This is a genomic window from Pseudomonas fluorescens (assembly GCF_902497895.1).
Taxonomy (GTDB): Bacteria; Pseudomonadota; Gammaproteobacteria; order Pseudomonadales; family Pseudomonadaceae; genus Aquipseudomonas; species Aquipseudomonas fluorescens_BP.
Genome location: NZ_CABVHQ010000027.1, coordinates 1 through 12,490 on the forward strand (window position 1 = coordinate 1; position 12,490 = coordinate 12,490).

Genomic DNA, 12,490 nt, shown 5'->3' on the forward strand with positions numbered 1-12,490 from the left:
ACTTGTGCGAGGCAAGGCGCGGGATGCCGCTAATGGTTGTTCCCTTGGCAAATCCCGCAACGCAGCCTCGCGCAAGTTGGCGCGCAACCCGAAGGGACGAGGCCCACTTGGCGCAGGGCTGCGTTGCTCGGAACTTATTTGGAACAACCAAACCACGTGGATCCGGCCTTGCCCTGCGCCAAGTGGGCCCCGTCACGGTCGTTACCAAACGTCAACAGACCCTTAGACTTACGTCCAATGGGCACCCGGGGCAGAGGGGTCGAGGATGACTGATGACTCGACAACAACAATTCCGAGAAAACTGCGGTAATGGCTATGAATAAAGCGGATGCCTTCACCCAGGCCGGGAAAACCGCGGTGTTGCAGAACATCCACGGCACCATGCAATTCCTTCAACGGTTCCCGCCCTTCAATCAGATGGAAAACGCTCATCTGGCCTACCTGGTCGAGCAATGCCAACTGCGCTTCTACGCACCGGGCGACAGCATCATCAAGCCCGCCGACGGCACGGTTGAGCACTTCTACATCGTCAAACAAGGACGAGTCGTCGGTGAGCGCCCGCATACCGCCAAGGGTGGCACCGAAACCACGTTTGACATCGCCACGGGCGAGTGTTTCCCACTCGCCGCGCTGCTCGGCGAACGTGCGACCCGCACTGAACACCTGGCGGCCGACGACACGTTTTGCCTGCAACTGAACAAGCCGGCCTTTATCAAGCTGTTCGCCCTGTCCAGCGAGTTCCGTGACTTCGCCCTGCGCGGGGTCAGCAGCCTGCTGGATCAGGTCAACCAGCAGGTTCAACAAAAAGCCGTGGAAACCCTCGGCACCCAGTATTCGCTCAATACCCGCCTGGGTGAATTGGCCATGCGCCATCCGGTGTCTTGCAGCCCGGACACACCGCTGCGTGAAGCCGTGACCCTGATGCACGAGCAACAGGTCGGCAGCATTGTGGTAGTCGATGAGCACAAAACCCCGGTCGGTATTTTCACCCTGCGCGACCTGCGCCAGGTGGTCGCCGATGGCACCGGTGATTTCAACCAGGGCATCGAACGGCACATGACCCAGGCGCCGTTTTCCCTGACACCCGATCACAGTGCGTTCGATGCAGCCATTGCCATGACCGAACGGCATATCGCCCATGTCTGCCTGGTCAAGGATCATCGCCTGTGCGGCGTGGTCTCGGAGCGCGATCTGTTTTCCCTGCAACGGGTCGACCTGGTGCATCTGGCGCGAACTATCCGCAACGCACCGCGGGTAGACCACCTGGTGGCGATTCGCGGCGAAATCGGCCAACTGGTGGAACGCATGCTCGCCCATGGCGCGTCTTCGACCCAGATCACCCATATTATCACCCTGCTCAACGACCATACCGTGTGCCGGGTCATCGAACTGACCCTGGCCGAGAAAGGCGACCCCGGCGTACCCTTCAGCTGGCTGTGTTTCGGCAGCGAAGGTCGTCGCGAGCAGACCCTGCATACCGATCAGGACAACGGCATCCTCTTCGAGGCCAGAGACGCCGCTCACGCCGCCGAGATCCGTGGCAAGTTGCTGCCATTGGCGCAGCAGATCAATCAGAGCCTGGCGCTGTGCGGTTTTACCCTGTGCAAGGGCAACATCATGGCCGGCAACCCCGAGTTGTGCCTGTCCCGCGCCGAATGGGCCCGCCGTTTCGCGGCGTTTATTCGTGAAGCAACGCCGGAGAACCTGCTGAGCTCTACCATCTATTTCGACTTGCGGGTGGTCTGGGGCGATGAACATGGCTGCGAGCAATTGCGTCACGAGATTCTCGGCCAGGTCGCCGACAATCGCTTGTTCCAGCGCATGATGGCCGAGAACGCCTTGCGCCAGCGTCCACCAGTGGGACGTTTCCGCGACTTTGTATTGACCCGCAACGGTAACGAGAAAGCCACCCTCGACCTGAAAGTGCAGGGCCTCACCCCCTTCGTCGACGGCGCCCGGCTATTGGCCCTGGCCAATGGCATCGAAGCCAACAATACCTTGGAACGCCTGCAGCAATTGGTGGCCCGGGACGTCATCGAACGACTGGACGGCGCGGCGTACGAGGAGGCCTACCACTTTATTCAGCAGACCCGCATGCAGCAGCATCAACTGCAAACCCGCGAGAACCTACCCTACTCCAACCGGGTCGACCCTGACAGCCTCAATCACCTGGATCGGCGAATCCTGCGTGAATCCCTGCGCCAGGCCCAACGGCTGCAAAGCAGCCTGGCCCTGCGGTACCAGCTATGAGCCTGTTCTCCTGGCTACGGCCTGATGGCCCGAAACTGACACTCGAGCAGCAACAGCGACTGGAGCACTTGATTGTCGCTGCGAACCTGAGCGAATGCAGCCTGCGCGAGCAGCGTTGGGTGGTGATGGACCTGGAAACCACCGGGCTCAACCTGCACAAGGACCTGGTGCTGTCCATCGGCGCGGTGGCGATCGAAGACGGGGCGATCGACTTCAGCCAGCAATTCGAACAAACCTTGCAGCGCGACGATCACAAGCTCAGCCCCAGCGTGTTGCTCCACGGTCTGGGTCCCAGCGCGATTGCCGCCGGGAGCGATCCGGCCGAAGCCTTGCTGGACTTCATGGAGTTCGTCGGCGACAGCCCGTTACTGGCCTTTCATGCACCGTTCGATCAGCACATGCTCCGGCGGGCCTTGAAGGACAGCCTGGGTTATCGCCTGCAGCATCCGTTTCTCGATGTCGCGGATATGGCGCCGCTGCTCTGCCCCCGAGCGCACGTCAGCAAAGCCGGGCTGGATCAATGGATTGATTACTTCAAACTGCAGGTCGGCGAACGCCACCACGCCAGTGCCGACGCCCTGGCCACCGCTGAACTGGCACTGATCCTGTTCAGCCGCGCGCGGCAGCAGCAAATTCACAGCCCGCTGAACCTGCAACAGCGGCTGAGCCAGTGGAAGCGTCGCAAGCAGGCGCATTCGTTCTGAGCGATACATATCACTGTGGTGAGGGGGCTTGCCCCCGCTCGCCTGCGCAGCAGGCGTAAAACCTGAGAATGCGGTGTGCCTGGCACAACGGGGATTACCGATTTTAGGGCCGCTTCGCGTCCCAGCGGGGCGATGCGGCGTTCCGACAAGCCCCCTCGCCACAGCAAGCACAGAATTTCGCCACACCCCTGAGTCCAGTCCTCGCCCGACCAGCGCCAATTGCTTACATCTCCCGCCTCTGACACAATCGCGAATAATTCTCGTTAGTTTAAACTTCTCGATTGGTGATGTTCCGTGTCGTCAGCCCAAAGTCCGCACAGTGAGCTTGTCGGCGCGTTATACCGCGACCATCGCGGCTGGCTGCTGGCCTGGCTGCGGCGCAATGTGGCCTGTCCACAGCGAGCCGAAGACCTGAGCCAGGACACCTTCGTTCGCCTGCTGGGCCGTGACGAGTTGAAAACCCCACGTGAACCGCGGGCGTTTCTGGTGGCCATCGCCAAAGGCCTGCTGTTCGACTACTTCCGCCGCGCCGCGCTGGAACAGGCCTACCTCACCGAGCTGATGCTGATCCCCCAGAACGAACAACCCTCTGTGGAAGAACAGCAGCTGATCCTCGAAGACCTCAAGGCCATCGACCGCCTGCTCGGCCAGCTCTCGAGCAAGGCCCGTGCGGCCTTCCTCTTTAACCGTATCGATGGCCTGGGCCACGCCGAAATCGCCGAGCGCCTCGGGGTGTCCGTGCCTCGAGTGCGGCAGTATCTGGCCCAGGGCATTCGTCAGTGCTACATCGCCCTGTACGGTGAGCCGGCATGAGCCAGGTCAGCTCCAAAGCGGTCTCGGCCAAGGTCCTGGATGCCGCCATCGCCTGGCAACTGTCACTGGACTCCGGCAACGGCAGCGCTTCAGAGCGCGAAGAATTCGCCAAATGGCACGCCGCCGCCGAGGAACACGCCCGCGCCTGGCGGCAGCTGGGCATGCTCGATCAACGCTTCAGTGCCGCCAGCGGTCCGGCCCGCTCGGCCTTGCTGCAATCACGCGAAAGCATTCGCCGGCGAGTACGCAAGCTCGGCAGCAGCCTGGCCAGTGTGGCGCTGATCTGCGGTCTGGCGCTGTTCGCCGGTGAACGTTATCTGCCGCTCGACTACTGGCTGGCCGACCAACGCACCGCTACCGGCGAGCAACGCACCCTGCGGCTGGCCGATGGCACGCTGATCAATCTCAACACCCACAGCGCGCTGGATGTGCGCTTCGATGAGAAACAGCGGCGAATCGTGCTGCTGGAAGGTGAAATTCTCATCGAAACCGGTCACCACGATGCCCGGCCGTTTATCGTCGAAACCCGCGAAGGCAGCATGCGCGCGCTGGGTACGCGGTTCCTGGTCAAGCTCGAGGAGCAAGGCACGCGGCTGAGCGTGTTGCAATCGGCGGTGGCCGCGCATCCGCAATCCACTGCGGATGAACGGATTCTGCATGAAGGCCAGCAAGTGCTGATACGCCGCGACGGCCTGGGTCCGCTGCTCGCATTGAACCCGGGGGCCGACGCCTGGACCCGCGGCATGCTGGTGGTAGATAACGCCCGGTTGGAGGATCTGGTCAACGAACTCAGCCGTTATCGCCGCGGCCATCTGGGCGTCGCGCCACAAGTGGCGGACCTGCGAATCACCGGCAGCTTCCCGCTGCACGACACCAACCTGGCGCTGACCGCCCTGCTGCCGACCCTGCCAGTGCAGATCGAACAGCACACGCCATGGTGGGTGACGGTGGCGGCCAAGGCCGAAACCAAACCCTGAAGCTGAATGCACAACCCCGTGGCGAGTGGACTTGCCCCGATGTCAGTCCGTTAAGACGTTACGCGAACTGTAGCAGCTGCCGAGCCTGCAAGGCCTGCATCCGGCTGCGCGTAGCAGCTGCCGAGCCTGCGAGGCTGCGTTCGGCTGCGCAGCAGTCGTAAAATCAGGCACTGCGGTGTGTCAGGTTGACCGCAGCCTCAGGATTTACGACTGCTTCGCAGCCGAACGCAGCCTCGCAGGCTCGGCAGCTGCTACGGACATTGGGGCTTGCCCCCTCGCCACGGGGTTCAACACATTTCCTGAATCTAAATTATTTTCAATCAGCCCTATCACTTTTTGAATCTCGTCCGGCACATAGGCAATTGAGAAATGTTTCCATTCAGGAGCCGTTGTATGTCCCGCTCGCTAGACACCTTGTTGCGCCCCTGCCTGTTGGCCGTGGCCATTGCCCTTTGCGCCCCGTTGGCCGGTACCCAAGTGATGGCCGCCGAGCAGGCGTCCAGCGTGCGCGCCTACAACCTGCCGGCTGCGCCGTTGGCCAGCACCCTGAACCAGATCGCCAGCCAGGCCGGCCTGGCCCTGAGTCTGAATCCGTCGCTGGCCTCGGGCAAAACCTCGGCCCCGGTCAACGGCCAGTTCGACGCTGCCGGCGCCCTGCGTGAAGCCTTGCGCGGCACCGGCCTGCAACTGGAACAAAGCAGCGCCGGCACGTTCAGTCTGGTAGCGATCCCGGACGGCATTGTGGCGCTGCCGGAAACCAGCATCACCGGCCAGGAAAGCTACGAAAGCGCCTGGGGCCCGGTAGAGGGTTACGTCGCCACCCGCACCGCGGCCGGGACCAAGACCGACACCCCGATCGTCGAAGTGCCGCGCTCGATTTCGGTGATTACTCGCGAGCAGATGGACGATCGCTCAGTCCTCAATCTCAATGACGCACTGCGTTATACCGCCGGAGTCGTCAGCAGTGGTTATGGCTCTGACTCCCGCGCCGACTGGCTGAGGATTCGCGGCTTCGAGCCTACCCAGTTCCTCGACGGCCTGCCACTGCCCAAGGGCTCGTTCTCCAATCCCAAGGTCGAGCCCTGGAACCTGGAGCGCATCGCGGTGCTGCGCGGCCCGGCGTCTTCGGTGTACGGCCAGACGCCTCCCGGCGGCATGCTGGACATGGTCAGCCGGCGGCCGGAGGAACAAAGCAGCCATCAAGTCGAGCTGCAAGCCGGCAGCAACGAACACAAACAGATCAACTTCGACAGCACCGGCAAGATCGATGACGAAGGTCAGTTTCTCTACCGGGTCAGCGGCACCGTGCGCGACAGCAATGCACCGGTCGACCACATTCCAGACAAGCGCTACAACATCGCCCCCAGCCTGACCTGGAATATCAACGACGATACCCACCTGACCTTCATCTCGCAGTACACCCGCGACGACACCGGGATTACCGGGCAGTTTCTGCCCCTGCAAGGCACCAAGCTGCCCTCGGCGGCCGGCAAGATTTCCCATCACAAGAACCTCGGTGATCCGGACTGGGAATTCTACGACCGCACCTACTATGCGCTGGGTTACGCCTTCGATCATCGCCTGAACGATGTCTGGCAATTCCGTCAGAATCTGCGTTACACCAAGAGCGACCTGTCGTTTCAGGGCATCAACGCCGCCACGTTCAACACGGTAGAAGCCGACGGCACCCTTAACCGTGAATCCGGCATCGTCAATGAAGACATCAGCCAGTTCGCGGTGGATAACAACTTCCAGGCCGATTTCCAGACCGGTGAACTGAGCCACACCCTGCTGCTGGGTCTGGATCACCAGCGTTCGAACACCAACTACCAATGGCTTTACGGCTTCGCGGGCGTGCCACCGACCAACGTGAACAAGCCGGTGTATGGCCAGGATTTCTCCAACGTCAGCTATTTCGCGATGAATGACTTTGCGCAAAAGACCCGGCAAACCGGCCTCTACGTTCAAGACCAGATCGCCCTGGACAAATGGCGCCTGACCCTCGGCGGTCGTGAAGACTGGGTACACACCGGTACCACCTTCAATCAGACCGATGCCACCAACACCCAGCGTGACAAGGCCTTCAGTGGCAATGCCGGCCTGAGTTATGTGTTCGACAGCGGCCTGACGCCTTACCTCTCCTACACCGAGTCGTTCCAGCCCTCCACCGGCGCTTCGGCCAGTGCCGAGCAGTCGTTCAAACCGACAGAAGGCCGACAGTATGAAGCGGGACTCAAATATCAGCCTCCCGGGAGCAGGATGTTGCTCACCGCCGCCGTATTCGATCTGCGCCAGAAGAATGTGAAAGTCACTGAAGGCAACATCACCAGCCAGACCGGTGAGGTCCAGCTGCGCGGCCTCGAACTGGAAGCCACCGCCGATGTGACCGACAACCTCAAGGTAATCGGCTCTTACAGCTACACCGACAGCGAAGTCCTGGAAGGCGCCGGCAAAGGCAACCGCATGCAGCAGATTCCACGCAACCAGGCGACCCTGTGGGGCGACTACACCTGGCATAACGGCGTGCTCGACGGCTTCGGCGTCGGTGCCGGCGTGCGCTACGTCGGCGACACTTACGGCGATGTGGCCAACACCGACCTGGGCCATGTCGGCTCCAACACCATCTACGATGCGTCGGTCCACTATGATCTGGGCCGCCTGAGCAACAGCCTCAAAGGCGCGTCGCTCGCGGTGGATGCCAAGAACATTTTCAACAAGGACTATTTGTCGACCTGTGACGGCTACTGGTGCTACTACGGCGACGAACGCAACGTCGTCGCCAGCGTGAGCTACAAGTGGTAATCCGCTAGCCCCACCGCAGCAATACAAGGGTCACGGAATAACCGTGGCCCTTTTGCATCTGGATGATTCATGAAAAGTAAAACCATCCGTCGTTGGTCCTTTATCCACACCTGGACCAGCCTGATCTGCACCGTCTTCCTGCTGATGTTGGCGTTGACCGGCTTGCCGTTGATTTTTCATCACGAGATCGATCACCTGCTGGGTGACGCGCCCGAGCTCAAACAGCTGCCGGCCGACACCCCGCAGCTGGATTTACAGCAGCTGGTGCGCGCCGCCGAGGCCCATCGGCCAGGCGAGGTGATGCAGTATTTCGGCTGGGATGAAGAAGATCCCAACGGCGTGATCGCGATCATGGCACCCACCGCCGGCACCGAACCCAACTCGTCCCACACCTTCATGCTCGACGCCCGCACCGGCGAGGCACTGGAACTCCCCTCGGCCAACGGCGGCCTGATGATGGTCATGCTGCGCCTGCATGTGGACATGTTCGCCGGTCTGCCGGGCAAGCTGCTGCTGGCGTTCATGGGGATTCTGTTCGTGCTGGCGATCATTTCCGGCACAGTGTTGTACCTGCCGTTCATGCGCCGGCTGAAATTCGCCAGCGTGCGCCAGGACAAGTCGACCCGGCTGCGCTGGCTCGACCTGCACAATCTGATCGGCGTGGTCACCCTGACCTGGGCCTTGGTGGTCGGTGTGACCGGGGTGATCAGCGCCTGCGCCGACCTGCTGATCGCCGCCTGGCGCAATGACAGCCTCAGCGCAATGATCGAACCTTATCGGGGCGCTCCGGCCATGACTCAACTGGCACCGGCCAGTCGTCTGCTCGAGATTGCCGAAAGCGTCGCGCCGGGCATGCAGCCGGACTTCATTGCTTTCCCCGGCACGCGGTTTTCCAGCGAGCATCACTACGCGGTATTCATGAAAGGCAGCACCCACCTGACCTCGCACCTGCTGACCCCGGTATTGATCGACGCCAGCACCCTGCAGGTCACCGCCGTCGCCGAACGGCCGTGGTACATGGACGCCATGGGCATGTCGCAACCGCTGCACTTCGGTGACTACGGCGGCATGCCGATGAAAATCCTCTGGGCGGCGCTGGATGTGTTGACCATCATCGTCCTGGGCAGCGGCGTGTACCTGTGGGCAGTGCGGCGCAAGGCCGTACAACCGGTGATCGCTCCAGCGGAAACTGCCTTATGAAGCCCAGACAATCGAACTTCTGGAAGGTCTTCGGTACGCCCCTGGTCCTCGGCCTGCTGACTGCCGCCGGCCTGTTCGCCGCGCTGCTCGGGGATGGAGTGTGGGATGGATTGAGCTGGATTGGCTTGGGGATACCGGCGGTGATTGGGCTGCGAGGATTGTTCAAAGGGCGCGCCCGGGCCTGAAATCCTCTGTGTCTGTCTGGACCCCATCGCGAGCAAGCTCGCTCCCACACTGGATTTGCGTCGTTTCACCATTGTGTGATCAACCCAGAACTAATGTGGGAGCGGGCTTGCTCGCGATGGCTGCCTCACCATCACCAAATCATTTTCCAGATTCAAACCCCTCGCCAGCCACCACAGAACTTAATAGGCTAACCCCCTTGCCCATCCCGTGAGAAAAACCCATGTCCGCCCCCACCATGACGTTGTTCCACAACCCGGCTTCGCCCTACGTTCGCAAAGTGATGGTGCTGCTCCACGAAACCGGCCAACTGAACCGCGTAGCGCTGCAAAACAGCCAACTCAGCCCGGTCAGCCCGGACGCCGCCCTCAACCGGGACAACCCCCTGGGCAAAATCCCGGCCCTGCGCCTGGCCGACGGCAACGTATTGCACGACAGTCGGGTAATCCTCGATTACCTCGATCACCAACACGTCGGCAACCCGCTGATCCCCCGCGACGGCTCGGCCCGCTGGCGGCGCCTGACCCTGGCCTCGATGGCCGACGGAATCCTCGACGCCTCGGTGTTGGTGCGATACGAAGTCGCCCTGCGCGCCCCGGAAAAACACTGGGCCGAATGGCTCGAAGCCCAACGCGACAAAATCCGCCGCGCCCTGGCCGTGTTCGAAGCCGATGCAATCGCCGAACTCACCTGCCATTTCGACGTCGCCGCCATCAGCCTGGCCTGCGCCCTCGGCTACCTGGACTTCCGCCACCCGGACCTGAACTGGCGCGCAGCCAACCCGAAACTCGCCGGGTGGTATGCCGAAGTCAGTCAGCGGCCGTCGATGCTCGAGACCCAGCCACCGGTTTGACTCTTGATTCATGGCTGAGCATACCGGCCTCAAAAGATCGCAGGCTTCGCCAGCTCCTACGCGGGCTCGCGTTCGCCTGTCCATCTCGGGTGCACACGGTCGGCGTAGGAGCTGCCGCAGGCTGCGATCTTTTGACTTCAAGGGGAACAACCCGGCAATCCACCTCGCCAAACCCCCATCCCACCTTCAGATCCTTGCGCAATCCCTGCGACCGCAACTTGGCCTTATTGAAACCAGCAAGCCCAAATCCCTAGCAGTTCTGCTAGCTAGGCAATGACTGAAAAAACTTCGATGCTAAAGGCCAGCTTTTCAGACCTTGCACGGAGCACAGCCAATGCCTGCTTCCCCTCGCGAAACCCTACTGTGTCACTACCACTACGACCCACTGGATCGCCTGGCAGACTGCACGCCATTCAAGCAGGCCGGCATCCAGCGCTTTTACTGCAAAACCCGCCTGGCCACCGAAATACAGGACGCGGCGCAGCGCAGCATCTTCCAGCACGACGACCAGCTATTGGCGCAACAGCAGTCCCGGAGTGGCAAGCTCGACACCACCCTACTGGCGACCGATCAACAACGCTCGATATTGAACGCGCTCGACGCGACCCAGCCTCATCCCCTCGCCTACACGCCCTACGGCCATCGCCCACTGGGGAATGGCTTGCTCAGCCTGCTCGGGTTTAACGGCGAACGGCCGGATCCGGTGACCGGGCATTATCATTTGGGTAATGGCTATCGGCAGTTCAATCCGGTGTTGATGCGGTTTAACAGCCCGGATAGTTGGAGTCCGTTTGGGAAGGGTGGGTTGAATGCGTATGGGTATTGCAATGGAGACCCAAGGAATCGGATGGATCCGAGCGGACATTGGTCGTTCAAGGGAATACTACAATCTATCGGTAGGAATCTTAGGCTAAGAAAATCAAAGAAAGCAGCAAATTTCGGATCGAATGCATCCAAAATAAACAAACCAGCGACAACTCCCCATCTAGCTGGAGCAACTCAAAATTCAGAAACAAAAAATGCCGTAAATCTTTGGGAGACGAATACCGCACCAAACAATAATCCCACAAGCGACATGAACTTTACACCTAAAAAAACCAAGAACCCCTTATTTACAACTCCAATCTCTTCTGAACGAGCGACACCTCCTTTACCAACTCGTCGATCGAAATCACTTGACCTGACTAACATCCCAAACACGTCTACTGAAGAGAGACAGAAGATGCTCCTTGGAGCGGCTAGAAATACCCCACAAGGCGACTACATGATTTCTATGTTCGCGGGCACTCCAGACACTACTCATGCGAAACTTTACTTTGCCATGAATTCAGAGCTTTTTAAGTTTCCTAACAAGAACATTCAAAGAACAATTAGAACCGGAGGGCAAAAATAAAACCCCTGCGCAAAAAAACATATTGATCGCTCCCATGTTCCCACGCAGTATGTGGGAACGTTCTGATCAAACCCCATCTGCTTGGTCGGGGGAACGTGCAAACCTAAAACCCTAGCAGTTCTGCTAGTAGGCAAAGCCTGAAAAAACTCCGATGCTGAAGGCCAGCTTTTTGAACCTTGCACGGAGCACAGCCAATGCCCGCTTCCCCTCGCGAAACCGTACTGTGCCGCTACCACTACGACCCGCTGGATCGCCTGGCCGACTGCACGCCATTCAAGCAGGCGGGCATCCAGCGCTTTTACTGCAAAACCCGCCTGGCCACCGAAATACAGGACGCGGTGCAATGCAGCATTTTCCAGCACGACGATCAGCTATTGGCGCAACAGCGGCATCAGGGCGATAAAGTCGACACAACCCTGCTGGCAACCGATCAACAACGCTCGATATTGAACGCGCTCGACGCTACTCAACCTCATCCCCTCGCCTACACGCCCTACGGCCATCGCCCACTGGAAAACGGCTTGCTCAGTTTGCTCGGGTTCAACGGCGAACGGCCAGACCCGGTGACCGGGCACTATCATTTGGGTAATGGGTATCGGCAGTTCAACCCGGTGTTGATGCGGTTTAACAGCCCGGACAGTTGGAGTCCGTTTGGGGAGGGTGGGTTGAATGCGTATGGGTACTGCGGTGGGGATTCGATTAATGAAGCAGACCCCACGGGGCATTTTTGGGGACTAGGCACACGGCTAAGAAATATGGGAATCATGAAAAATAGGCCAATTTTTGAAAACATCATTGAAGGTGCCGAACTGACATACAAAGGGAAATCCCTAGGCATTGAGTTACCCATTAATACAATTGCAGGAAAGGATAAGGCACCCCCTATAAATCTGAGAAAAATCAAAACCAAGAATATAGAAACCTATACCGCACGCATTCATAAAGAGACCGAAGACCTACACACATCCATAGCGAATAAGCTGAAACACCCTGAAAGTCTACACCCAGATTTGGTAAAAGATGTGAAGACCTCACTTTCAAAAACTATAGCATTCAACATGGAACTTGGCTCAAAACCGAAAGACAACGCGGTTAGAACATTGGCCGCTTCCGTACTCAGCCACAGGGAACTTAAACACGCAGAGTATTCACTACTCCAAGCAAGCAAATCCAACTCAAAGATCTCGACAAGTCAACAAGCCCTTGCCTTACGCGAAGCACCTTGAGTTTTTTGCACATAAACCGACAATCTGTGCTTGATGAACAAGCTGGCAATCTTTATCACCAGCTCTGCCCGCACTTGCTGATCCTCCCG

General features: G+C 59.5%; 10 protein-coding genes. All 10 read left to right on the forward strand.

Translation table 11 applies throughout. From position 1 onward, the window contains the following. The first annotated feature begins 309 nt into the window (after positions 1–309). The 10 genes from F8N21_RS15085 (at position 310) to F8N21_RS30905 (ending at position 12,401) form a co-directional block, all read left to right on the forward strand. Positions 310–2,250 (forward strand): putative nucleotidyltransferase substrate binding domain-containing protein, encoded by a 1,941-nt coding sequence (locus F8N21_RS15085; protein WP_150642896.1) that lies wholly within the window; start codon positions 310–312, stop codon positions 2,248–2,250. After that, on the forward strand, positions 2,247–2,954 hold the full coding sequence (locus tag F8N21_RS15090) for a PolC-type DNA polymerase III (RefSeq protein WP_150642897.1): 708 nt from the start codon (positions 2,247–2,249) through the stop codon (positions 2,952–2,954). The genes F8N21_RS15085 and F8N21_RS15090 overlap by 4 nt, the downstream gene beginning before the upstream one ends. A 294-nt stretch (positions 2,955–3,248) precedes the next feature. Further along, on the forward strand, positions 3,249–3,767 hold the full coding sequence (locus F8N21_RS15095; protein WP_150642898.1) for an RNA polymerase sigma factor: 519 nt from the start codon (positions 3,249–3,251) through the stop codon (positions 3,765–3,767). Beyond that, positions 3,764–4,744, forward strand: a complete 981-nt coding sequence (locus F8N21_RS15100; RefSeq protein WP_150642899.1) for a FecR family protein — start codon at positions 3,764–3,766, stop codon at positions 4,742–4,744. Before F8N21_RS15095 ends, F8N21_RS15100 begins: the two co-directional genes overlap by 4 nt. A 393-nt stretch (positions 4,745–5,137) precedes the next feature. After that, a complete protein-coding gene (locus tag F8N21_RS15110; protein WP_150642900.1) occupies positions 5,138–7,546 on the forward strand; it encodes a TonB-dependent siderophore receptor in 2,409 nt (802 codons plus the stop codon). Between the two features lie 69 nt (positions 7,547–7,615). Continuing rightward, positions 7,616–8,746, forward strand: a complete 1,131-nt coding sequence (locus F8N21_RS15115; protein WP_150642901.1) for a PepSY-associated TM helix domain-containing protein — start codon at positions 7,616–7,618, stop codon at positions 8,744–8,746. Next, a complete protein-coding gene (locus tag F8N21_RS15120; RefSeq protein ID WP_150642902.1) occupies positions 8,743–8,931 on the forward strand; it encodes a hypothetical protein in 189 nt (62 codons plus the stop codon). Before F8N21_RS15115 ends, F8N21_RS15120 begins: the two co-directional genes overlap by 4 nt. A gap of 221 nt (positions 8,932–9,152) precedes the next feature. Then, positions 9,153–9,782, forward strand: coding sequence for a glutathione S-transferase (locus tag F8N21_RS15125; RefSeq protein ID WP_150642903.1), 630 nt, complete (start codon positions 9,153–9,155; stop codon positions 9,780–9,782). A 334-nt stretch (positions 9,783–10,116) separates the two neighbouring features. Continuing rightward, positions 10,117–11,175, forward strand: coding sequence for an RHS repeat-associated core domain-containing protein (locus F8N21_RS15130; protein ID WP_150642904.1), 1,059 nt, complete (start codon positions 10,117–10,119; stop codon positions 11,173–11,175). A gap of 194 nt (positions 11,176–11,369) precedes the next feature. Beyond that, entirely contained in the window at positions 11,370–12,401 is a 1,032-nt protein-coding gene (locus F8N21_RS30905) for an RHS repeat-associated core domain-containing protein (protein WP_224788227.1), read from the forward strand. Positions 12,402–12,490: the final 89 nt, after the last annotated feature.

What these genes read in the sequence shown, in the direction of transcription:
- F8N21_RS15085 (WP_150642896.1), top strand. Translation starts at nt 310, where the DNA reads ATGGCTATGAATAAAGCGGATGCCTTCACCCAGGCCGGGAAAACCGCG.
- F8N21_RS15090 (WP_150642897.1), top strand. Translation starts at nt 2,247, where the DNA reads ATGAGCCTGTTCTCCTGGCTACGGCCTGATGGCCCGAAACTGACACTC.
- F8N21_RS15100 (WP_150642899.1), top strand. Translation starts at nt 3,764, where the DNA reads ATGAGCCAGGTCAGCTCCAAAGCGGTCTCGGCCAAGGTCCTGGATGCC.
- F8N21_RS15110 (WP_150642900.1), top strand. Translation starts at nt 5,138, where the DNA reads ATGTCCCGCTCGCTAGACACCTTGTTGCGCCCCTGCCTGTTGGCCGTG.
- F8N21_RS15115 (WP_150642901.1), top strand. Translation starts at nt 7,616, where the DNA reads ATGAAAAGTAAAACCATCCGTCGTTGGTCCTTTATCCACACCTGGACC.
- F8N21_RS15120 (WP_150642902.1), top strand. Translation starts at nt 8,743, where the DNA reads ATGAAGCCCAGACAATCGAACTTCTGGAAGGTCTTCGGTACGCCCCTG.
- F8N21_RS15125 (WP_150642903.1), top strand. Translation starts at nt 9,153, where the DNA reads ATGTCCGCCCCCACCATGACGTTGTTCCACAACCCGGCTTCGCCCTAC.
- F8N21_RS15130 (WP_150642904.1), top strand. Translation starts at nt 10,117, where the DNA reads ATGCCTGCTTCCCCTCGCGAAACCCTACTGTGTCACTACCACTACGAC.
- F8N21_RS30905 (WP_224788227.1), top strand. Translation starts at nt 11,370, where the DNA reads ATGCCCGCTTCCCCTCGCGAAACCGTACTGTGCCGCTACCACTACGAC.